The sequence below is a fragment of the Streptomyces sp. NPDC107471 genome (assembly GCF_055582845.1).
On sequence record NZ_JBVJPC010000002.1, the window covers coordinates 688,182 to 707,955 of the forward strand.

Sequence of the window (19,774 nt, forward strand, 5' to 3'; positions counted from 1 at the left end):
GCCGCAGGGTATTCGGGACGGGGCGCTTTGGGTACCCGTCGGTAACAGGCGTTCACGGAGTACACACACCTTGCCAGTGATCACTGGCGATGAATGTGCTGATCAGGAGGTTGGGTGGGGATGATCAGCCGCGCTCGGGTTTTTTCTGGAGCAGGAGGCCGAGGGCGGAGAGGGCGGTGAGACGACGGGGTTCGTCGGCCGTGGAGGTGGGGGTGGAGTGCGGGAGGTCGGCGAGTGCGTGCGTAGGGGCGCGTGTGGGGGCTTCCGAGGCCGGAGGCGCAGCGGCCGTCTGCACGGTCTCCTGCGGTGAGGCGGACGTCTCCGTGGCCCAGGCCGGCGGCTTCGTCCCGGCGACCTCGGCCAGCACCTCGGCGGCCTCCTCCGCGGTGGGCCGGGCCTCCGGTTCGGGGGCGAGGAGCCGCTCGACAAGCGCACCGAGGGGGCCGGATGTGAGGGAGTCGGCCGCGTCGGCCGCCACGGCCGAGCGCAGCAGCGCACCCAGGGACCACAGGTCGGAGGCGGGCCCCGCCCCGCGCCCCGAGCCGCACTCCGGGGCGACGAACCCGACGGCGGCCTCATGGACGTTGCCCCGCCCGGAGGCGCCGATGCCGAAGTCGGTCACGACGACCCGCTCGCCGTCGGCTCCGAGGAGGACGTCGGAGGGCTTCAGGTCACGGTGGACGATACCGACGCGGTGCGCGGCGTGCAGCGCGCCGAGGACGGCGAGCCCGATCCGGGCGGCCTCGGGGGCGACCAGCGCCCCGCGCGCGGCGAGAGCGGCCTCCAGGGATTCGCCCTCCACCAACTCCATAACGATCCACGGTAGTTCGCCTTCGAGGAGTACGTCATGGATGGTGACGGCCGCCGGATGGTCGACCTGTGCCGCGGCTCGCGCCTCGTGCGGCAGCCGGTGCACGGCCCGCCGCCGCTCCTCGTCAAGCGGATCCCCGGTCAGGCGGGGCTCCTTGACGGCGACGTACCGCTCGTCCTGCTCGTCCCGAGCCCGCCACACCGTGCCGCCCGGCCCGGTGCCGATCCGCTCGACGAGCCGGTACCGCCCACCGATCAGCCGTCCGTCGAGCGGGAGTTCGCCGTCTTCACTCATGGCACATGAGTACCGTGCGCGTCATGCCCTTGTCTAAGCGGCGGGCTCAGACACCGGACTCCGGCTGACGCAGCCGGATGAGCGCGTCGTCGTCCCGGCTCCCGACCGGCATACGGACGACGGTCCCCTGAAAGGTCTCGTACGGCCACCCCTCAGTGCTGTCGGGCTCCGCGCCGACCCCCGTCACCATGCCGCGCAGGATCCACCCCGGCCCGTCGTGACCCAGCACCCGCACGGTCTGACGGTCCTTGCCGGCGGGTCCCTGGATCCGCGCGACGGCCTGGAGTTCGTGCCCCGCCGGTCCGACACGCTCCTCCGCGGAACCGCCTCGCCTACGAATCGAACGGGCCAGATCCTCCCGGACGGTCGCCCAGCAGGTGTCTCCGAGCGCGCGGAACGCCTGGAGCTGGATCGCGGTCCGGCCGCGGACGAGGGTGACACCGGCGAGGGAGCCGTCCCCGTGCGACGGCATCAACTCGACCTTCAACCCGGGCTCCGTCGGCACCAACAGGCCCCCGAGATCGACCAGTTCGCCACTCCGCGGCCGACGGTCGTCCCTCTCGTCCCACGGCCCGACGACAAGGCAGCTCTCCTCCGCGGCCTCCAGCAGGGCGTCCACCTCTTCCGCGGACAACGACTCCTCGGCGATCACGGAGACCAGCAACTCCAGCAGCCGGTCGAGGGTGATCAGGTCGCGGCGGGAGGTCTCCGGGGCCGCGTCCCCCAGCAGGCTCCTCATCACCAGCTCCGCCTCTTCCGCGCCCAGTCCGGACACCGGACGTCCGAGACCGGTCCGTCCGTCCTCCTCCCGCAGCCTGAGGAGTACCTGAAGCACGACCAGCAGCACCCGCCCCGCGGTCATCCGATCCCCAACCGCGAACTCGGCCCGCTCCACGCTCGCTTGAGAGAGAAACCCGTCGCGCCGGTACTGCGTGAGAACGGCCAGCGCCGCCCTGCTCGCGTCCCCCATGGCACCGCCTCCTGAGCATCCGGGTCAGTGCTGAACACACTCCGTGTCGCCCCGGCCGAGCGTGCCCGGCCGGGCGGCGGTCAGGGAGACCCGTCGCCCGGCCGGGAACCGGTTTCAGACGTCGACGCCGCCCCCTTGCAGCGCCGCGAGCTGGGTGGCGGTGAGCACACCGGCGAACGTGTGCAGGTCGTCGACCTCGCCCGCGAGGTGGTCGGTGCCACCCTCCGCGGTGAGGGTGCGTCCGACCTGAAGGTCGCCGGTGGGCGCCCAGGTGTCGAGACCCGTCACACTCGCCGTGTCGGCGGCGTAGCTGTCGCCGGCGTACAGCCGCAGTTGGTCGGTGCTCTCGTCGTAGACCACCGCCAGGCTCTGGTCGCCCTCGGGCACGTTCGTGTCGAGCGGCGCGCTGACCGTCGTCGTGGGCGCGTCGGCCCGGTCCTCGTGGGCCACCACGGCCTGCCAGGTGCGCGAGGCGGCGTCATAGCGGAGGGTGAACAGGTCGGTGTGCTCGCCCGGCTGGGACACCACCGTCATGTCGCGGGCGGGGGTGTCCTCGGTGAGACGCACGTGCAGGGCCACCGAGAAGCCCGCGTCGGTCGGAGTGAGCGCGGTCGGCGTGGTGGCGTAGTCGCCGTCGCCGTCGAGCAGCAGGTCGCCGTTGCCCACCATCGGGTAGGTCACCGGTGTGCAGTCGGGGTTCCAGGGGCAGTCGTCCGTGGCCGCGTAGACCGACGCGTCGCCCGCCAGGGTCAGCGGCGCCCCGCCCGCGTAGGCCGGGCTCTTCCCGTCGGTCGCCGACTCCAGGTCCCAGTAGCCGAGGCGCTGGGTCCGGCGGGTGGCCGTCGCGGCGATCTCCCCGGGCACGAACACGCGGTCCCAGACGTTCACATCGGTGAGCAGTCCGTTCCAGTGACCCCCGTGGCCGTCCGCGCCCAGCCGCAGCGCGCCGGTGCCGCCCGGGGCGACGGCGCCCACGACCGTGCCCACGGACACCCCGTCGACGTACAGGCTCGCCGTCCTCTGCTCGGCGTCGTACACACCGGTGAGGTGCGCCCACTCGCCCTCCTCCGGGGCACCGCCGGTCACGCGGATGGTGTCGCCGCCGTCCGGGGTGGGCAGTTCGAAGAGGTAGGCCGAGCCGCCGACCGTGCCCAGCGAGAACCCGGTGTGGCTGACGGCGGTCGTGGACGCGTCGAGGTGGTCCGGGCGCACCCAGGCGTCGACCGAGAAGGTCCCTGCGAGGTCCGCCGAGGTGTCGAGACTCGCGTACGCCCCGTCCGTCCCGTCGAAAGAGGCGGCCGAGGATACGCCGGTGCCGGAGGGCCCGGGGGCACCGAGGCCGACGCCGGGGCCGTTGACCGCGCCGGACTGGCTGTCGGGGTCCCAGTGGGTGACGGCCGGGCGGCCGTCCTGGACCAGGACGTAGTGGGTGGTCCGGGCACTGATGTGGCCCGCGGAGTCGACCGCCTCGACCTGGAGGTAGGTCGGCCCCTCCCTCTGCGGCATCCAGCCCAGCGAGACGGCCGCGCCGGGCTCGGGTGCCGGCAGGATCCGCGTCGTGCTGCCGAGCCACGTGTAGCGGTACTCCACCACGTCGTCGGACGCCGAGTCGATCACGAACGTGCCGTAATGACCCACGCCGTCATGCCAGTTGTCGTCGTCCGGGTACTCCATCGACGTGACGACGGGGGCCGCGGGCGCCTCGTCGTCCTCGGCCGTGGCCACGCCCCCTGCCCCACCGACGGCGAGCAGGGCGACAGCGCCCACCGTCACCGCACGCTTCCACACGTACTGTCTCAACATCCCTCCCCAAAAACGGACCCCGTTGGCCCCAGAGGAGGATGACCTTAACTTCCGGCACTGACAACGGAATTGCCGCGCGGCCGCACCGCCCTCAGAGCCGATCCACCCCCAGATTCGCGATGGCCGTGCGGGCCACCTCGCGGCCCCGCTCCGTGAAGTCGCCCTTGCCCGGGTAGCTGATGGTGAGTTTGTACATGTCGCCGGTGGTGGTGCGGTAGTAGAAGATCTGGAGTTCGCGCGGGCGGGGGTGCTGGCTGTCGGTGGTGTTGTACGTGACGGTGTTCCTGGCGGCCTTGCGGCCCTCGTACGTCTGGTCCTCGGGGCGGGTCCTCGGCGCCTCCGGCATGCTGAGGTCGTACTCGCCGCTCTCCTTGAACCGGCTGTCGTCGTCGTACATCTCGGCCGCCGCGGAGCCCGCGATGTTGTTCGCGGTGTCCTCGGCCTTCCGCTCCAGGCGCAGGCCGATCCAGATGCTGCCGCTGTGGTCGGTGTAGGTGATCCAGTGGGTCTTGTCCGTCTTCCGGTCGGGCGTGCCGGGCTCGTAGTCCTTCGGCACCGCCAGCGTCGCGGCCACGTCCTTGGTGTGCTTCTTCGTCCAGGTGTCGGGCAGCGGGCCCGCGAAGGGGTCCGCGATCACCAGGTACGACGCCACCGCCGCCGCGACCACCGCCGCGCCGAGTCCGAGCCACGCCTTGCGGCCCAGCCGGAGCCCGCCGGCCGCCGGCACCTCCACGGTCCGCACGATCTGGGTGGGCTCCGGGACGGGCGGATGGGCGGTGGCCTCCAGCAGCGCCCTCACCTGCGCGGCGTTCGGGCGGCGTGCCGGGTCCTTCTGGAGGAGGCCGTTGATGGCGTCGGCGAGCGGGCCCTGCGCCGCGGCCGGCGGCGCGGGCGTGGCGTTGAGGACGGACTGGAGGGTCGCGGGCGTGTTGCTGCGGCGGAACGGCGACACGCCCTCCGTCGCCGCGTACAGGACCACGCCCAGGGACCAGAGGTCGGAGGCGGGACCGGGACGCTGGCCCAGCACCCGCTCGGGGGCGATGAACTCGGGTGAGCCGACGAAGCCCCCGGTGTCGGTCAGACTGGTCTCGCCCTCGATCTGGGCGATGCCGAAGTCGGTGAGGACGACCCGGTCGTGCCGGCCGAGCAGGACGTTGTCCGGTTTCACATCCCTGTGCAGGATGCCCGCCGCGTGCGCTGCCTCCAGCGCGCCCAGCACCTCCAGGCCGATTCTCGCCGCTTCCCGCGCCCCGAGCGTGCCCTCCTGCAACGCGTCGCCCAGCGAACGGCCCTGCACCAGCTCCATCACGATCCACGGCCGGCCGTCCACGACCGCCACGTCGTGCACGTTCACGACGGCGGGATGGTCGAGCCGGGCCGCGGCCCGCGCCTCCCGCCGCATCCGCTCGAAGGCGTTGCCCTGTTCGCGTTCAGGAAGATGCTCCGGGACGCGCGGCTCCTTGACGGCCACCTCGCGGTCCACCGTCTCGTCCTTGGCCCGCCACACCGTGCCCATGCCACCGTGGCCGAGCTTGGCGAGCAGCCGGTAGCGGCCCGCGACGAGCCGGCCGACTCCCGGCTCCGGCTGACGGGGCCGGGGAGGTTGCAGAACATAACTCGTCGTCTCGTCGGACTCGTGGCCGACTCCCCCGCTGCTGCTCATGGGTTCATCCATATCGCGCCAAGTACGCGGGCATCCAGAGGTGACGCGTTCCGGTCACACACCCGTGACGTATCCCTACCGTGTCGTGAAGGTGGCGACGGCCACGTCGAAGTGCGCCCTGGCCTCCCGCGCCTTCCCGACCGGCGCCGACACCCAGACGTCGTACAGCCGCCCGTTCTCCTCCCAGCACACGTCGTAGGTGTGCCGGGCGCCCTCGGCCGTGCTGAAGCCGTCCCAGGTGAACTCCCAGAAGGCGGCGGGGTGTCCGCGGTGCGTGAGGGAGGTGACCCGGCCGTCGCGGTAACCGGGGTTGGCCTCGGGCCCCTTGGCGGCCGCGCGCCGCATCACGCCCAGCGGGCCGCCGGGTTGCGGGTCGGTGACCTTCACACCGAGGCGGAAGGTGTCCCCGGACGACAGGTAGAAGACCCGCTCCCCCTGTGGCTCGCGCCGGAACCCGTCGGGCACGGCGAGCGCGTACCCGGCGGGGTCCTCGACGGCGCGGTACCCGGAGGGGGCGGAGGGCAGGGTCCCGCTGGGCGTGGGCCGCGCGGAGCCGCTCGCGGACGTCCCGGGTCGCGCGGAGCCGCTCGCGGACGTCCCGGGCGTCGAACTGCCCGCCGCCGCGGGGTCGTCCCGCCAGCCCGGGTCCAGCAGCAGCACCGCCGCCGACACCCCCGCTCCCGCCAGCACGGCGACCAGCAGCGCCGCCGCGAGCACGCCCCGCCTCGACCGCGCCGGCGCCCCGAGCCCGCCGCTCCGCGACCGCTCCGGCGCCGGGGACCGCCGTAGCGGGAGATCCCGCTGGGTCGGCGTGCGGGTCCCGTCGGACACCGGGCGCGGCGGCATGCGGCCGGTCGCCAGGAAGGTCCGCAGCATGCGCTCGGCCGCCACCGCGTCCAGCCGCCGCTCGGGATCCCGCTCCAACAGGCCCCGTACGACCGGAAGGAGGGGCGCGGCCTGCGCGGGCGGCCGGATCTCGTCGATGACGACGGCGTGCAGGATGCCACCCAACGAGTCGCGCCGGAACGGCGATTCACCGCTGAGGGCGGTGCACAGCAGCGCGCCCAGGGACCACAGGTCGGCCTCCGGGCCGGTCCTGACCCCGGACATCCGCTCGGGCGCGGTGTACTCGGGCGAACCGACGAAGGAACCCGTCTCGGTGAGGGTGGTGGCGCCCGCGACCTGGGCGATGCCGAAGTCGGTGAGGACGACCCGCCCGGTGCCGGACTCGACGAGGACGTTGGCGGGTTTGATGTCCCGGTGCAGCACCCCGGCCGCGTGCGCGGCGCGCAGGGCGCTCAGCAGGTCGGCGCCGATCCGCGCGGCCTCGGCGGCGTCGACAGGGCCGTGCGCGGAGATCCGGTCGGCGAGGGAGCCGCCGTCGATCAACTCCATGACGATGTAGGGCCGTTCGTCCTGCTCGACGACGTCGTGGACCACCATGATGTGCGGATGGCTCAGCCGCGCCACCGCGCCGGCCTCGCGCAGGGTGCGGTCCCGCTGGAGCCGGGCGTCCTCGGCGGAAAGGGTCTCGTCGAGGGGGATCTCCTTGACGGCGACCTGCCGGCCGAGCAGTTGGTCGGTCGCCCGCCACACCACGCCCATCCCGCCGCGCCCGATCCTCGCCTCCAGGCGGTAACGACCCGCGATCACACGGAAGGTGTCCCCCTCGGTCCCCATGCGTCCCATGATGCAGCGCCGGACGGAGCCCTTCCGGGACGCTGACCGGCCAAGTAGGGGCTCGTTCACGCCCAAGAGTGCCCATTCCCAGCCATGCCCAGTTTCCGAAGGGACGCAAAGTATGGCAAATCATCAGGACATACGCGCGATATTCGGCAAACCGGGTGCCTGGAATCAGGCTGTCATGTGAATCATGGAAGCCCTACTGTTCCGCCCATGGGAAACACATGGAAGCGCCTTTCCGTCACGAGTGTCGCAGCGGTGGCCATATTCGCCACGAGCACGGTGACCAATGCCAGCGCGGCGAGTGGCGGCGCCTCGTGCTCCACGAGCGGCGCGACGGGAAGCATGACGTTCACCAATTGGTCAAGCAATTACGTGGACATCAGCGGTTGGGTCAAGGACACCGCTGCCGATGGCCACCATGTGGCCATTCAGCTCATCTCCACGAACAGCCTTCCCAATGTGACCTACTGGCCCTGGCGACACGAATACGACGGGAACGGCGCAACCCTCTCCTTCACCACTCACGCGTCGACCACCGACGGTTCACTCCGCGACGTCGGCGTGCACGTGGCGGTCTGGGAAGGCGATCACATAGTCGGCGGTCTCACGTGCTCGGACTGGGCCTGATTTCCCGCACGGCCATCTGATCCACCGTCACGGTCCTGTGCGGCGGAGCTCCTGTACGGAGTTCCACCGAAAACGTGATGCCCTCACCGCTTCGCTTCGCCCTCTTGCCAGCTCCGCAGGATCCAGTCGAACTCCTTGCGGGTGGTGGCCCAGTCGGCGGCCGGCGAAGCCGCGTATATGGCGTACTCGGTGCCGTCGCGTTCCATGAACCCGACATCGATGGCGCGGTAGGGAGCTGCAAAGTAATGCGGTGGGTCCTTGGCCAGCGCATTCCACGTGTACTCCCAGCGCGCGCCCGGCAGGTCGCGAAAGAGCGCCTTCTTGAGGCTCAACTGCGTGTAGTTCCGCAGCCCTGAGATCTGCGTCTCCAGGTTGCTCAGGTGCGCGTACGAGGAGGCGAAGTCCGGGGCGGTGTCGACGGCGACGCGCACGAGGTGTTTGCCCTGGTCGGGCGAGTAGTCGACCTGCGTGAGGCCGTCCTGGTCGATGGAGATGGACCGCTTCCATCCCTTGGGCAGGTAGACGGTGAAGCCCGCCGGGTCGTTGTGGCGCTGCCAGTCGGCGGGAACCCCGCGCTGGCCGCCCGACTCGGTCGGAGTGGCGCTCGGAGTCTGCGAGGCGGACCCGGCGTCGGCGGAGCTGTCCGTACCGAACTGCCGCGACGCGACCGCGGCACCCACGCCGGCGATCACCGCGAGGGCGGCGACCAGGGCGAACATGCCCAGGCGGTACCGCTTGCGCCGCACAGGCGCGGCCGTGACCGGAGGATAGGGCGTGGCAGCGGCCGTCTGCACCGCCCGGGTTCCGGTACCGGTGCCGGTGCCGTAGGTCGCGCCTTCCGTCTCGTACCGCATCGGCCCCGTCGGCACGTACACCTGCGCAGCAGCCGATCGCCGTCCCTCCGCCGCCTCGGCGAGCATCTGCTCGGCATGCGCCGAACTCGGCCGGTCGGCAGGGTCCTTGCGCAGCAGCGCGGTGAGTACGGGCCCCAGCACGCCGGCGTTGACCGGCGCGGCGGGCTCCTCCTCGACGACCGCCTGCATGGTGCCGATCGGCGAGGTGCGGCGGAACGGCGACCTGCCCTCGACCGCCGTGTACAGCGTCGCGCCGAGCGCCCACAGGTCGGAGGCCGCGCCCGGGTCATGGCCGCGGATCCGCTCGGGGGCGAGGTAGTCGACCGAGCCGACGACCTCTCCGGTGCGGGTGATCGTCGTATCGCCCTCGATCTGGGCGATGCCGAAGTCGGTGAGGAGCACCCGGCCGTCGTGCGAGAGGAGGACGTTGCCGGGCTTCACATCGCGGTGCAGGACCCCGGCTGCGTGTGCCGCCCGCAGGGCGCGCAGCACCCACAGACCGATCCGCGCGGCCTCGGCCGGCTCGATACGTCCCTCGGCCTTGACCGCGTCGGCCAGGGAGCGGCCCTCGATCAGCTCCATCACGATCCACGGGCGAGCGTCATGGTCGAGTACGTCGTGCACGGTGACGACGGCGGAGTGATTGATCCGGGCAGCCGCACGGGCCTCTGCACGGGTGCGGTGGAGCAGCCGCTCCTGGTCGCTCTCGGACACATAGAGCGCGGCCGTCAACTCTTTGATGGCGACGGCCCGGTGCAGCACCTCGTCATGGGCACGCCATACACGCCCCATGCCGCCACTGCCGATGGTGTCGGCGAGCCGGTAGCGCCCCGCGAGGAGCAGGCCCTGCATCTGATTCACGTTTCCCCGCAATGCTCTTGACCCCGTCAGACTAAGGACCGGCCCGCGCCGAGGGGAACCAGGGGGGCGTCAAGGAGACCTCACTGTGACGGTTGTCGCTTCCGCGAAGTACGAGTGAACCCGGGCCGCCGGAACGGCGTCCGTCAGCCCGTCACCTCGTACGTGGCCGACGCCTGCTCGTACAGCCGGGTCACCTCGTCCCGCTCCGCCTCCGGCCCGCGCACCTGCACCACGTGGTACTTCCCGCCGATCAGGATGGCCACATTGCGCACGTACAACTCGCGCCCGTCGTCGCCGGTCCAGGTGAACTGCCCCTCGGCCATGCTCCTGGTGCCCACCTGGATCGACTTCAGCCCGGTGGCGGTGGCCCAGCTCGAGTCGCGGTACGGCTGGAGCTCGGGCTCCTTCTCGCGCTGGTAGACCATCGGGTCGCCGCCGTTCGCGGCCGAGGTGTCCCGCCCGGGTACGACGATCAGCTCGAAGTTGCCCTGGGAGTACACGATCTGGCCGCGGCCGTTGCGCGGGCTGCGGTCCCAGCCGTTGGCCACGGCGATCGCGAAGCCCTCGGCGTCCTTGCGCAGGGTGAAGCCGTCGGCGACCTCGGGCCCGGCGGTCTGGGTCTCGGCGGCACCGCTGGACCCGGACGCCTCGGGGCTCGTCTGCTCGGGCCGCGGTTCACCGCTGGGCTCCGGGGACTGCGGGGGGTCGGCCTGGCTGGTGGAGCCCGTCCGCTCGGCAGCACCCTCGTCCCGGTCCGTCTTCGGCATGAAGTACATGGCGTACGCGATCGCAGCGGCCATCACCAGCAGGATGAGCAGCAGCAGAATGCGGCCGAGGCGGCGCGGGGAGGGGGCGGCCTCCTCCCGGGCCCGCTTGTGCCGGCCGTGCGTCGCGGGCAGGCCGGCACGCCGCCTGCGCACCAACTCGCCCCGGCGGCGCACGATCGGCAGCCGGCTCGCGTCCACGGGCGGGGCGGCGACGACATGGGCGCCGGCCTCCGGCTCGGGCGCGGACCGCACCAGCGAGCGCAGCCAGCCGCGCAGTTCCTCGAACTCCAGCCGCTCGGTGGGGTCCTGGCGCAGCAGCGACTCCACGACCGGCCGCAGCGGTCCGCACTCCTCCGCGAAGGCGGGCGGCTCGGCGCACACCAACTGCACCAGCTCGGCGGTCGACTCCTCGGGATAGGGCGCGTGCCCCTGGACCGCCCGGAACAGCAGCGCCCCGAGAGCCCACAGGTCGGTCGCGGGCCCGATGGGCGCGGCGAGCTGCCAGTTCTCGTGCACCGGACCGGCCTGCTCCGGCGCCCACCGCTCGGTGACGGGCCCCACCACGGCCATCCGGGCCTGCCGTGCCCGCTCGGCGGCCAGCGCGGTGGCGGGCCCACGGCGGGGCGGGGCGTCGCTCGGCGGAAGGTCCTCCCAGCGGGCGGGCGCCGGCACCTGGTCGGCCGGCGGCACAGCGCCGAGAGCGGGCACCGCGTCCATGGGCGCCGCAGCCGCACCCGCACCGCGCGGCACGGCCCCGTGCCAGGGGGTCGGGCGTACGCCGTAGGGGTCGGCTATCCGCCCCGGCGCCCCGGCACCGGGGACCTGCTCGACCCCGTCCCCCGCCGGGTACGGCGGCTGCGCGAGACCGTTGCCCGAGGGATACGGCGACTGCGGCACCCCGCTCCCCGCCGGGTACCGCGGCTGCTCCAGCCCTTCGGCCGGGTACCGCGGCTGCTCCAGCCCGTTGCCCGACGGATACGGCGGCTGCGCCAGGCCGTTGGTCTGTACGGCGGGGTCGGCGCTCCGGGTGCGTGCGGCGGGGTCGTCCTCCGGTGCCGGGCGGGATCCGGGCAGGGCGGCCCTGCCGCTCTGCGCCTCCTGGACCCGGGCCGCGGCCCGGGCGCCCGCGCGGTACGCGGCGATCGCCCCGGCCCGCGCCGCCCGGACGTCCGTACCGCCGTCGGGTTCCCTGCGGACCAGCTCGGCCGACGCCCCGCTGCCGTTCGCCGGCTCCACACCCGCGCTGGGCAGTCCACGGGCCTCCCGCGCCTCGATCGCGGCCCGCCGGGCGGCCTCGGGGTCACCGCCACCGAAGGTGACCGCACCGGCCGGTCCCGGTCCGGCGCTCTGGGCGCCCAGTCCGAAGGCCGCACCGGCACCGCCGTTCCCGGGGGCCGTGCGAGCGCCGGGCACCCCGGGGCCACCAGCCCTGCCCACGGGTCCGAGTCCGCCGGCCGGGGCCGTCGACTGCCCGGGAACCGGGTGCCCGCCAGGTCCTCCGCGTCCGTCGGGCCCGCTGCCGGGACGGTCCTGCACCCCGGCCCCGAACTCCCCGTCCCCGGCGCCCCATTCACCCGCCTCGGCCGGCACCGGGTCGTAGCCGCACAGTGCCTCCTCGGCCGCGCCGACCGCGAGGCCGGTCAGCATGACCCGGCCGTCGTCGCAGACCAGCACGGTGCGGGCGGTGATGTTGCGGTGCACCCAGCCGTGCGCGTGCAGCACCCGCAGGGCCATGAGCACGTCGGAGGCGACCTCGGCCGCCCGGTACGGCGACAGCGGCTTCTCCGCGAGCAGGGCCGCCAGCGACCGCGCGGCCACCAACTCGCTGACGATCCACAGCGAACCGCCCTCGGCGAACACGTCGAAGACCTGGTCGAGGCGCGGATGATCCGGGATCCGGGCGGCGGCCTGCGCTGCCTCGACGGCCCTCCGCACGGCGGGTTCGGTGGGCCGGCGTGCACCGCGCCGCCCCGGGGTCCGCCGCGCACCCTGGGGTTCCCGGGCGGTGAACCCGTCGGGCAGTCCCTCCGCGTCGAGCACCTCGGCCTCGACGACCTCGGGCAACGGGACCTGCCTGACCAGGACTTCCTGTCCGCTGTAGGTGTCGAAGGCGCGGCTCTCGGTGAGTTCGTACTCGTCGGACGGGGGCAACGGCAGGCGGTAGCGGTCGGCGAGCACCCGACCCGCATAGTCGTCCACGTTGCCTCCCCCGGCCGCCCGGTTGGTCAATTCCGTTCGCCTAGTGGCCCGTTCCACACCCGAACCCGGCTGCGGACCGTCCACGAACACTCACGATACGTGCCGGAGGCAACCCGCAAAGAGGGGATTCCATATCTCAGGGCTCAAACACATGACCGTTTACCGCCCCGCGCCTCGCGACTTCGGTTCGAAGGTGCCGGCGAGCGTCTGCCATGTGTCCTTGCGCAGTTCAGTGCCCCAATTCGCGGCTTTCGCGGTGTACATCAAGGCATATCCGAGATGGTCGTTGACGACGAATCCCCGGTCGATGGTCCGGTACTTCGTCCCGCTCTCCACATAGGTGAACTCCCAGTCGGCCGTGTTCCAGCCCCGGTAGTCCACCTCCGCTATTCGGATCCTGGTGTACTGCGAGCGGCGCATGCCCTGCTCCTGGTTCTCCCAGTCCGCCACCGGGTCACCCTTGGGCGTGCTGGTCCAGGCGACGAGCAGCTTCTGCCCGTCGGGGCCGGTGAACCGGTCGCCCGCGGAGCTGCTCGTCTGGAACTTCCATCCCTCGGGCAGCCCGATCCGGTACCCCTGGCTCCCCTGGTGCGTCGAGGCCACCGCCGCGCCACCGGAGGAGTTCCCCGAACCGGAGGACCCCTCCGAACTCCGGCCGCTCTCCTCCGCGCCCGGCGTGTTGGAGGACCCCGCGCCCGGCTCCTGGGAAGCGGACCCGGAGCTGGACCCTTCGGTACGGGTGCCCCCGCTCTTGTCCTCCTTGGTGCCGGCGCTGTCGCTCGCGCTCGCCGTCACCTTGGTGCCGCCGCCCTTCGCCCCGTCACTGCCGTCGTCCCCGTCGAGCGTGAGGGCCAGTACGACACCGATGACCGCCAGCGCCACGACCACCGCGATGATCACCAGCGTCCGCCGCGGCACCACGTCGGTCAGCGGCGCCCGGGGCACCGGCCTCGGCGCCAGGTCCGGCGGCGGTGTCATCACGGGCCATCCCGAACTCCGCCCGCCCGAGGCCGCGTCGGTCTGCCGCGTCTGCCCGTCCCGGACCCCGGCCGCCCCGCTCGAAGCCGACGCCGCTGTCGAGGCCGCCGCCGCGGTGCTCTTCCCCTGCGACCCGGTGGTCGCGGAAGAGCCCGGAGAAGTCGCAGAAGCCGGAGAAGCCGCGGAGGCCGGAGTCGCCGAAGGCCCGGAGGCCTGGGCAGGCACCTTCCCGCCGACCGAACCCGAAGCTGACGCACCCGAAGCCGGCGCACCCGTCGCTGCCGCACCCGAACCCGTCGTACCGCCCCCGGACTTGGCCCGGGACGCGGCCGCGGACGTCGCCGCCGCCCCGGCGGCCTTGCGCACGGAACGCAGCGCCCCGCGCAGCTTCTCCGCGCCCGCCCCCGCGCGCTCCTGCGGCTGCGCCGGCAACGGCACCACCCGGGTCGCGTCGCCCGCCGGCTCCGGCTCGGCCTTCTTGGGGTCGGGCCCGTGGATCACCGCGGTGAGCATCGCCCGCGCGCGGCTGTCGTCGATCCGCTGGGCCGGGTCCTTGGTGAGCAGGCCGTAGATGACGTCCTTGAGCGGACCGGCGTTCTTCGGCTCCTCCAGCGGCTCGGTCATCACCGCGGTGAGCGTCGCGATCGCGGAGCCCCTGTCGTACGGCGGGGCGCCCTCGACCGCCGCGTACAGCAGTCCGCCGAGCGACCACAGGTCGGCCGCGGGGCCCGGCTTGTGCCCACGGGCCCGCTCCGGGGAGATGTAGGAGGGCGCGCCGACCAGCATGCCGGTGGAGGTGATCGACGGGTCGCCCTCGACCTGCGCGATGCCGAAGTCGGTGAGCACGACCCGGCCGTCCTCGGAGATCAGCACGTTGGACGGCTTCACGTCCCGGTGCAGGATGCCCTCGCGGTGCGCGGACCTGAGCACGTCGAGTATCGCGAGGCCCACCTCCGCCGCGCGCTTGGGCTCCAGCAGCCCGTCCTCCCGGATGACCTCGGCGAGCGACTTGCCCTCGACGAGCTCCATCACGATCCACGGCCGGTCGTCCTCGTCGACCACGTCGTACACGGTGACCGCGCTGGTGTTGCGGATCCGCGCGATCGCCTTGGCCTCACGCAGCGTGCGCGTGATCAGCCGGCGCTTCTCGTCCTCGTCGATACTGGACGGGAACCGGAGTTCCTTGACGGCCACCGTCCTGCCCAGGGTCTCGTCCTCGGCGCGCCACACCGTGCCCATGCCTCCGCGGCCGAGCACTCCTCCCAGCCGGTACCGCCCGGCGAGGAGACGCTCGCTCTCGTCCTGCCGGGATGCTCCCGCCCGCTCCGCGTCCGACATGCGTCCCCTCATGAACCCGCCCTGACAGAGCCTCCATTGTCCCTCACCCGACAAGTGCCCGACGCCTCAGGGTGCCCCTGACTTCGCCTCGCCCGCGGCACGGCCCGGCGAGGTCGGCGCACAGGTCCCGCCGGCCCACGGCCACCCTCGACGCACAGTTCCCGCCCGCTCACAGCTACCGCACCTCCCTGAGTCACCGACCGGCCTTCGCCCTCCTTCTTCCAGGTGCCCCCGGGGGGCCCTCTCACCCACCGCCGGCCAACCTCCGGCAGCACGGCACGCATCCTCCACAGATCCGCCGCACGGCCAGGTGACACGGCAGCTCCGCGAGCCTGCATGATGGCCCTGACAAGGGAGGATCCGGGATGACGCCACTTCGGGCACTACTGGCCCTCCCGGTCGCCCTGGTCCTGCTCGCCCTGGCCCCGGCGGCATCCCCGGCCCCCGCGGCACCCCCGCCCACCGACGCGTTGCTACCGCTGCTGGTCGCGCGGGGCGGCGCTCCCGCCGCGGCACTCCTCGCCCGGGAGCCGAGCGGCACCCGCTACGCCGAGGCGGGTCCGGGAATCGCCCGCGCCGACCACTTCCGCGCCGGCAGCGTCACCAAGACCTTCATCGCGACGGTCGTCCTTCAACTGGCCGCGGAACACCGGCTGAAGCTGTCCGACACGGTGGAGCAGCACCTGCCGGGCCTGGTGCGCGGAGCGGGCAACGACGGTCGCGCGCTGACCCTGCGCGCCCTGCTCACCCACACCAGCGGCCTGCGCGACTTCACCACCGACACCCGGGGCCTGGTCCCCCTGACTCCCCTTCAAGCCGTCCGTGTCGCGCTCACCCACCCTCCGGCCGACCGCGGCCGCTACTCCTACTCGAACACCAACTACGTCGTGCTCGGCATGGTGATCCAGCAGGTCACCGGTGACTCCTACGCCACCGAGGCCGAGCGGCGGATCATCGCCCCGCTGCGTCTGACGGGCACCTCCTTCCCTGGTTCTCGCGCCTCCCTCCCCTCCCCGCACGGCCGCGCCTACACCACCGCCGGCTCCGACGTCACCGCGCTCGACCCGCGGGTGGCCGGGGCCGCGGGCGAGCTGGTGAGCACCCTCGCCGACCTGGACCTCTTCTACGCTGCCCTGCTCGGCGGCCGCCTGCTGTCCCCGTACTGGCTGCACGAGATGACGGCCACCCGCGCCGCACACGGCCGGTACGGCATGGGGCTGTTCCCGGTGAAACTGCCGTGCGGCACGACGGTGTGGGGACACAACGGCCGGATCACCGGCAGCTATGTGCGCACCGCGGCCACGGTCGGCGGCCGTCGCGTCCTCACCTTCCGTGTGAACACGACGTCGGTGGCGGACCCCGACCTCGAACCGGCCCTGCTCACCGCCGAGTTCTGCCCCCGCACCCCGTAGAACGACCGGGTTCCGAACGGAGATCCCGGCTCACGACACTCGTTCGAGTGATGTCGGTGGTGAGCCGAACCGCAGCCCACCACCGGCGAATCGTGGTCCACTGCCGGCGAACCTCGGCCCACCACCAGCGAACCTAGGCTCACCCCGGCAAACCGCGGCCCACCGCCTCGCAGCGCAGGACCAAGAAGGCCCGGCTGTTCGGCGAACCACCGCGCCCTACAACGGCACGATGTCCGGCGCCCCCAGCCGCGCCGCGTCCGCCGTCAGGTCGTCGGGCTGCCGCTGCGACTCGCGCTCCGCCTCCACCCGCTTCTCGTAGTGCTCGACCTCGCGCTCGATCTGGTCCTTGTCCCAGCCCAGCACCGGCGCCATCAACTCGGCGGCCTCACGGGCGGAGCGCACGCCCCGGTCGAAGGTCTCGATGGAGATACGGGTGCGCCGGGTCAGCACGTCGTCCAGGTGCCGGGCGCCCTCGTGCGAGGCGGCGTACACGATCTCCGCACGCAGGTAGTCCTCGGCGGCCTGCAACGGCTCGCCCAGCGTGGCGTCGGAGGCGATGAGGTCGAGGACCTCCTCCGCGAGGCTGCCGTACCGATTCAGCAGGTGCTCGACCCGGACGACATGGAGCCCGGTGCGTGCCGCGATCCGCGCTCGCGCGTTCCACCGCGCCCGATAGCCCTCGGCGCCCAGCAGCGGTACGTCCTCCGTGACGCATTCGGCGACCCGGGTGTCGAGTCCGTGCACCGCCTCGTCGACGGCGTCCTTGGCCATCACCCGGTAGGTCGTGTACTTGCCGCCCGCCACGACGACGAGCCCGGGCACCGGGTGCGCCACGGTGTGCTCGCGGGAGAGCTTGCTGGTGGCGTCCGACTCCCCGGCGAGGAGGGGCCTCAGTCCCGCGTACACCCCCTGGACGTCGTCCCGGGTCAGGGGTACCGCGAGCACGGAGTTCACGTGCTCCAGGAGGTAGTCGATGTCCGCGCTGGAGGCGGCCGGGTGGGCCTTGTCGAGGTCCCAGTCGGTGTCGGTGGTGCCGATGATCCAGTGCCGGCCCCAGGGGATGACGAACAGCACGGACTTCTCGGTGCGCAGGATCAGCCCGGTCGAGGAGTGGATGCGGTCCTTGGGCACGACGAGGTGGATGCCCTTGGAGGCGCGGACGTGGAACTGCCCCCGCTCGCCGACCATCGCCTGGGTGTCGTCGGTCCACACCCCGGTCGCGTTGACGACCTGCTTGGCGCGGATCTCGTACTCGCCGCCCGCCTCGACGTCCTGCACCCGGGCCCCGACGACCCGCTCGCCCTCCCGCAGGAACCCGGTCACCCGCGCGCGGTTGGCGGTCCTCGCGCCGTAGGCGGTCGCGGTGCGCACGAGGGTGGCCACGAAGCGGGCGTCGTCCATCTGGGCGTCGTAGTACTGCAATGCCCCGACCAGCGCGTCCTTCCGCAAGGCGGGCGCGACACGCAGGGCGTGACGGTGGCTCAGGTGCCGGTGCCGGGGCAGCCCCCGGCCGTGTCCCCGGGCCATCGACATGGTGTCGTAGAGCGCGACGCCCGAGCCGGCGTACCAGCGCTCCCAGCCCTTGTGCTGCAAGGGGTACAGGAAGGGCACCGGCTTCACGAGGTGCGGGGCGAGCCGCTCCAGCAGCAGCCCGCGCTCCTTCAACGCCTCGCGCACGAGGGCGAAGTCGAGCATCTCCAGGTAGCGCAGGCCGCCGTGGATCAGTTTGCTGGAGCGGCTGGAGGTGCCCGACGCCCAGTCACGCGCCTCGACCAGCCCCACGGACAGGCCCCGGGTGACCGCGTCGAGCGCGGTGCCCGCACCGACCACGCCCCCTCCCACCACCAGGATGTCCAGTTCGCGCTCGGCCATCGCCGCCAGTGACTCGGCGCGCTGCGCCGGCCCCAGTGTCGCCGTCCTCACCACTGCTGCCTCCCGCTGTAGATCACACCGGTCACCGTCGAGGGCCGGATCTTCTTCGAGGAGTGGCCCGGTCCGTATCCCCCATGCCCAAATTCTGACCGGGTTGCCCGACTTCAGCCACCAGTCGCCCTCAGCCTGTGGATAACTTTCACGGCTGCGCAGAGCGAAGCGCACAACCCCACAGGAAGACACACGGAATCAATCCCGTATTTCGGTCATATTTACTCCTAGTCTGACATTGCGCTCGCTCGTCCAGTCCACAGGGCTTGCGCACCTGTCCCGCTTCGGTTACTGGGAAGGACGGCCCACGCCATGCCCGCAGATCTCGCCGTGATCGGACTCGGTCCCTACGGACTGCCCCTGGCCCAGGCCGCTGTCGCCGCCGGCATCTCCACCCTCGGCTACCGCACCGGCCCCGAGGCCGGCTCCCTCAGCCCCGCCGAACTGCGCCGGATGCTCTCGGGGGGCTTCCGGACGGCAGCGGGCCCGGCCGAACTCGGCCGCGTCCGTACGGCGGTCATCTGTGCGCCGACCCCGGCGGGCCCGGACGGCGGGCTGGACCTGAGCCAGGTGGCGGCGGCCGCCCGCACGTTGAGCACCCACCTGCGTCCGCACACCACCGTCATCCTGGAGTCGCCCGTCCCGCCGGGCACCACCGAGGAGTTCCTGCGCCCGCTCCTCGAAGAGGGCTCGGGCCTGTGCGCGGGCCGCGACTTCCACCTCGCCTACTCCCCCACCCGCGTCGACCCCGGCAACCGCGACTTCACGCCCGCCACCACCCCCAAGGTGATCGGCGGCCTCACGCCCGCGTGCACGGAGTCGGCCGCGGCCTTCTACTCGCGCCTCACCGACAAGGTGGTACGCGCGCGTGGCCCGCGCGAGGCGGAGACCGTCCAGCTCCTGGAGACCAACTACCGCCACGTCAACATCGCCCTCGTCAACGAGATGGCCGTCCTCTGCCACGACCTCGGTGTCGACCTGTGGGACGTCATCCGCTGCGCGGAGACCAAGCCCTTCGGCTTCCAGGCCTTCCGCCCCGGCCCGGGCGTCGGCGGCCACGCGGTCCCCCGGGACGTCAGCAGCGCGGGACGCTCCCTGCGCATGGTCGAACTCGCCCGGCAGGTCAACGACCAGATGCCGCGTTACGTCGTCCAGCGCGCCGCGGCCCTCCTCAACGAGCACGGCAAGTCCGCGCGGGGCGCCCGCGTCCTGCTCCTCGGCGTCACCTACAAGCCCGACCTCGCCGACCAGCAGGCCACTCCCGCCCAGGAGGTCGCCGTACGCCTCATGGAACTCGGCGCCTCGGTCAGCTACCACGACCCCCACGTCCCGTCCTGGAGCGTCCTTGACCGCCCGGTCCCCCGCGCGGACTCCCTCTACGAGGCGGCGGCGGACGCGGACCTGACGATCCTGCTCCAACAGCACCGGACGTACGACCTCCAGGGCCTCTCCGTGAAGGCCCAGCTCCTGCTGGACACACGGGGTGCCACACCGACGGGCGCGGCGCACCGCCTCTGACGCCAAAACGCAGGTGGCTGTGTCGGACCCACCTGTTAATCTCCCCTCACTCGTCGCACAGTCGTGCGCA

Annotated in this window: 12 protein-coding genes; 3 read left to right on the top strand and 9 right to left on the bottom strand. The window is 72.5% G+C overall.

The window, feature by feature from the left end; all coding sequences use genetic code 11:
• Positions 1 to 124: 124 nt before the first annotated feature.
• The 5 genes from ACZ66S_RS07990 to ACZ66S_RS08010 all read right to left on the bottom strand — a co-directional run bounded on the left by ACZ66S_RS07990 (position 125) and on the right by ACZ66S_RS08010 (position 7,221).
• Positions 125 to 1,105 carry a serine/threonine-protein kinase gene (locus ACZ66S_RS07990; RefSeq protein ID WP_469900504.1) on the bottom strand — a complete coding sequence of 327 codons (981 nt, stop codon included), beginning with the start codon at positions 1,103 to 1,105 and terminating at the stop codon, positions 125 to 127.
• Positions 1,106 to 1,151: 46 nt separating this feature from the next.
• A complete protein-coding gene (locus tag ACZ66S_RS07995; RefSeq protein WP_469900505.1) occupies positions 1,152 to 2,075 on the bottom strand; it encodes a DUF3710 domain-containing protein in 924 nt (307 codons plus the stop codon).
• 114 nt (positions 2,076 to 2,189) lie between these two features.
• Positions 2,190 to 3,878, bottom strand: coding sequence for a LamG domain-containing protein (locus tag ACZ66S_RS08000; protein WP_469900506.1), 1,689 nt, complete (start codon positions 3,876 to 3,878; stop codon positions 2,190 to 2,192).
• A 91-nt stretch (positions 3,879 to 3,969) separates the two neighbouring features.
• Positions 3,970 to 5,541 (bottom strand): serine/threonine-protein kinase, encoded by a 1,572-nt coding sequence (locus ACZ66S_RS08005; RefSeq protein ID WP_469900507.1) that lies wholly within the window; start codon positions 5,539 to 5,541, stop codon positions 3,970 to 3,972.
• A gap of 75 nt (positions 5,542 to 5,616) precedes the next feature.
• Positions 5,617 to 7,221 (bottom strand): serine/threonine-protein kinase, encoded by a 1,605-nt coding sequence (locus ACZ66S_RS08010; RefSeq protein WP_469900509.1) that lies wholly within the window; start codon positions 7,219 to 7,221, stop codon positions 5,617 to 5,619.
• A 216-nt stretch (positions 7,222 to 7,437) separates the two neighbouring features.
• Between ACZ66S_RS08010 and ACZ66S_RS08015 the strand changes: the two genes are divergently transcribed.
• Positions 7,438 to 7,854, top strand: coding sequence for a hypothetical protein (locus ACZ66S_RS08015; RefSeq protein ID WP_469900510.1), 417 nt, complete (start codon positions 7,438 to 7,440; stop codon positions 7,852 to 7,854).
• Between the two features lie 83 nt (positions 7,855 to 7,937).
• On the opposite strand, the gene ACZ66S_RS08020 is transcribed toward ACZ66S_RS08015, so the two are convergent.
• The 3 genes from ACZ66S_RS08020 to ACZ66S_RS08030 form a co-directional block, all read right to left on the bottom strand.
• The gene (locus ACZ66S_RS08020; RefSeq protein WP_469900904.1) at positions 7,938 to 9,560 is read right to left on the bottom strand and encodes a serine/threonine-protein kinase; all 1,623 of its coding nucleotides are present in this window, start codon (positions 9,558 to 9,560) and stop codon (positions 7,938 to 7,940) included.
• Between the two features lie 152 nt (positions 9,561 to 9,712).
• Entirely contained in the window at positions 9,713 to 12,535 is a 2,823-nt protein-coding gene (locus tag ACZ66S_RS08025; RefSeq protein WP_469900511.1) for a protein kinase, read from the bottom strand.
• 159 nt (positions 12,536 to 12,694) lie between these two features.
• Positions 12,695 to 14,851: a serine/threonine-protein kinase gene (locus ACZ66S_RS08030; RefSeq protein WP_469900512.1), complete on the bottom strand. Its 2,157-nt coding sequence runs from the start codon at positions 14,849 to 14,851 to the stop codon at positions 12,695 to 12,697.
• A 365-nt stretch (positions 14,852 to 15,216) separates the two neighbouring features.
• On the opposite strand from ACZ66S_RS08030, the gene ACZ66S_RS08035 reads away from it, so the two are divergent.
• Positions 15,217 to 16,263 carry a serine hydrolase domain-containing protein gene (locus tag ACZ66S_RS08035; protein ID WP_469900514.1) on the top strand — a complete coding sequence of 349 codons (1,047 nt, stop codon included), beginning with the start codon at positions 15,217 to 15,219 and terminating at the stop codon, positions 16,261 to 16,263.
• 216 nt (positions 16,264 to 16,479) lie between these two features.
• Here the strand turns inward: ACZ66S_RS08035 and ACZ66S_RS08040 are convergent, their stop codons facing one another.
• Positions 16,480 to 18,186, bottom strand: coding sequence for a glycerol-3-phosphate dehydrogenase/oxidase (locus ACZ66S_RS08040; protein ID WP_469900516.1), 1,707 nt, complete (start codon positions 18,184 to 18,186; stop codon positions 16,480 to 16,482).
• A 312-nt stretch (positions 18,187 to 18,498) separates the two neighbouring features.
• Between ACZ66S_RS08040 and ACZ66S_RS08045 the strand changes: the two genes are divergently transcribed.
• On the top strand, positions 18,499 to 19,704 hold the full coding sequence (locus tag ACZ66S_RS08045; protein WP_469900517.1) for a nucleotide sugar dehydrogenase: 1,206 nt from the start codon (positions 18,499 to 18,501) through the stop codon (positions 19,702 to 19,704).
• The last annotated feature ends 70 nt before the right edge of the window (positions 19,705 to 19,774 follow it).

Bases quoted from the DNA above. Each gene is read 5' to 3' on its own strand.
- ACZ66S_RS07990 (WP_469900504.1), bottom strand. From the start codon at position 1,105: ATGAGTGAAGACGGCGAACTCCCGCTCGACGGACGGCTGATCGGTGGG.
- ACZ66S_RS07995 (WP_469900505.1), bottom strand. From the start codon at position 2,075: ATGGGGGACGCGAGCAGGGCGGCGCTGGCCGTTCTCACGCAGTACCGG.
- ACZ66S_RS08000 (WP_469900506.1), bottom strand. From the start codon at position 3,878: ATGTTGAGACAGTACGTGTGGAAGCGTGCGGTGACGGTGGGCGCTGTC.
- ACZ66S_RS08005 (WP_469900507.1), bottom strand. From the start codon at position 5,541: ATGAGCAGCAGCGGGGGAGTCGGCCACGAGTCCGACGAGACGACGAGT.
- ACZ66S_RS08010 (WP_469900509.1), bottom strand. From the start codon at position 7,221: ATGGGGACCGAGGGGGACACCTTCCGTGTGATCGCGGGTCGTTACCGC.
- ACZ66S_RS08015 (WP_469900510.1), top strand. From the start codon at position 7,438: ATGGGAAACACATGGAAGCGCCTTTCCGTCACGAGTGTCGCAGCGGTG.
- ACZ66S_RS08020 (WP_469900904.1), bottom strand. From the start codon at position 9,560: ATGCAGGGCCTGCTCCTCGCGGGGCGCTACCGGCTCGCCGACACCATC.
- ACZ66S_RS08030 (WP_469900512.1), bottom strand. From the start codon at position 14,851: ATGTCGGACGCGGAGCGGGCGGGAGCATCCCGGCAGGACGAGAGCGAG.
- ACZ66S_RS08035 (WP_469900514.1), top strand. From the start codon at position 15,217: ATGACGCCACTTCGGGCACTACTGGCCCTCCCGGTCGCCCTGGTCCTG.
- ACZ66S_RS08045 (WP_469900517.1), top strand. From the start codon at position 18,499: ATGCCCGCAGATCTCGCCGTGATCGGACTCGGTCCCTACGGACTGCCC.